The organism is Ideonella azotifigens, from assembly GCF_006519715.1.
In the GTDB taxonomy this organism is placed as follows: domain Bacteria; phylum Pseudomonadota; class Gammaproteobacteria; order Burkholderiales; family Burkholderiaceae_C; genus Ideonella; species Ideonella azotifigens.
Genome location: NZ_VIDT01000803.1, coordinates 1 through 2242 on the forward strand (window position 1 = coordinate 1; position 2242 = coordinate 2242).

General features: G+C 69.7%; 2 protein-coding genes. Both read left to right on the forward strand.

Going from position 1 to position 2242, the window contains the following annotated elements; genetic code table 11:
• Positions 1–945: YifB family Mg chelatase-like AAA ATPase (locus FKP22_RS27835; RefSeq protein ID WP_141291264.1), on the forward strand; the 945-nt coding region annotated here is incomplete at its 5' end.
• A gap of 227 nt (positions 946–1172) precedes the next feature.
• Positions 1173–2242 (forward strand): glycosyltransferase family protein (locus tag FKP22_RS27840; RefSeq protein ID WP_141291266.1); only part of this gene is annotated, 1070 nt, incomplete at its 3' end.

Genomic DNA, 2242 nt, shown 5'->3' on the forward strand with positions numbered 1-2242 from the left:
GGCGACCTGGCCGAGGTGCGTGGCCAGTCCGCTGCTCGCCGGGCGCTGGAGGTGGCCGCGGCCGGCGGACACAGCCTGTTGTTGATCGGTCCGCCCGGATCCGGCAAGTCCATGCTGGCCCAGCGGCTGCCTGGCTTGCTGCCGCCCTTGGACGATGAAGAGGCGCTGGAGAGCGCCGCCTTGTGCGGCCTGGGGTCCCACGGGCTGGAAGCCGGCTGGCGCACGCGACCGGTGCGTGCGCCCCACCACAGTGCGAGTGCCGTGGCGTTGGTCGGGGGCGGCTCGCCACCCAGGCCGGGTGAGATTTCGCTGGCCCATGGTGGCGTGCTGTTCTTGGACGAATTGCCCGAGTTCGCCCGCACGGCTTTGGAGGCCTTGCGCGAGCCGCTGGAGACCGGGCACATCACGATTTCCCGCGCCGCCCGCCAGGCCCGGTTCCCGGCGCGCTTTCAGCTGGTTGCCGCGATGAACCCTTGTCCTTGCGGCTGGCAAGGCGCGTTCGCGGCCACGGGGCGCGCCTGTCGTTGCTCGCCAGAGGCCATCCTGCGGTACCAGGCGCGCTTGTCCGGCCCGTTGCTGGACCGCATCGACATGCAGGTCGAGGTGCCGGCGGTGCGACCTGCGGAGTTGCTGGACGGTGCGATGGGGGAGTCTTCCGCCCTCGTGGCCGAGCGAGTGCTGCAGGCGCGGCAGCGCCAACACAGCCGCCAGGCTGGCCTGAATGCCGCGCTGGATGCTGGTGCGCTGGACCGCCTGATCGACTTGGAGCCGGCTGCAGCGGCGTTTGTGCGCGCTGCGGCCGAGCGGCTGGGCTGGTCCGGGCGCGGGCTGCACCGGGTGCTGAAGCTGGCGCGCACCATTGCCGACCTGGCGGGATCGCCCACGGTTTCCGTAGCGCAGGTCGCCGAAGCCGTCCAGTACCGGCGCGCGCTGCCGGGGGCTTGAGCGCTGCGGTGGCGCAGCCGCTCTGCCGTGGTGCGGCAACATGCCGGGTTGTGTGAAGCAGGTTTGTGCGCAGCAGCACACACATTAGGGGGTGTGCCCGCAGCCGCTTCGCCGGCACCCTCCCTTAAACTTGACTTTTCAATGAAGCACGAGCCCGCGGGCACGCGTTGCGTGGGTGGCGGTTTTGATCGTTGCCTGTTGTCTGATCGTTCCGGAGTCCGCCGCCCGTGTCACGTCCGCTGGCCATCGCCTTTCTGGCCTGCAACAAGAACCCGGCGCGGTTCCGCGAGGACGCGTCTTTTGTCTATCGCTGCGAGAACCTGGCGGCAGCGCTGGCCAAGCAAGGCCACAAAGTGTTGTGCGAGCATTTCACGCGCTTTGACTGGGCCTCCAGCCCCGACCTGGTCGTGTTCCACCGCCCGCAGCTGACGCCCCGCCTCTGGCTGTTGATGAGCTGGCTGCGCCAGCGCGAGGTGCGGCTGGTCGCCGACGTGGACGACCTGATCTTCGATCCGGCAATGGCGCACCTGAGTCCGGCAGTGCTGAGCGGCCGCGCCGAGCCTGCGGCGATCGAGCGGCGTTTCAAGCGCCATCGCCAGGCCTTGCAGCGTTTTGCCTACATCACGGCGTCAACCGAGCCGCTGCGCGACGAATTGCTGGCGCTGCCGGGCCTGGCGCAGCGTGCCCATGTGCAGGTCGTGCCGAATGCGGTGCACCACAGCTGGAGCGCTTTGGGCCGGCAACTGCACGAAGACGAAGGCGGCCCCGCGGCCCTGATTCGCTACTTGCCCGGCACGCGCAGCCATGACCGCGACTTCGCGCAGATCGCAGCACCGCTGGCCGCCGTGCTGCGCGAGCGTCCCGGCCTGCGGTTGGAAATCGTCGGCCCGCTGGATGGTGAACTCGCGCTGCCGCCGCACCAGGTGACGCGGCATGAGAAGCTGCCTTTTGACCGTTACCACCAGGCCGTGCGCGGCGCGCGGGTCAACCTGGCGCCGCTGGAAGACACGCGATTCACGCGCTGCAAGTCGGCGCTGAAGGTCATCGAGGCCGGTTTCTGGAACGTGCCCACGGTGTGCTCGCCGCTGCCGGACGCCCGGCGCCTGGCCCATGCCGGTGCCTTCGCCGCCAGCACGGCAGCCGAGTGGCGCCACTGGTTGACACGGCTGCTGGACGACGACGGCTTCCATGCGCAACAAGCCACCGGCCTGCGGGCGCGGGTGATGGCGCATGCGAATGTGCACAGCGTCGCTGCCGATTGGCTTCAGGGTGTGATGCAGGCGCCGCGTCAGCCCGC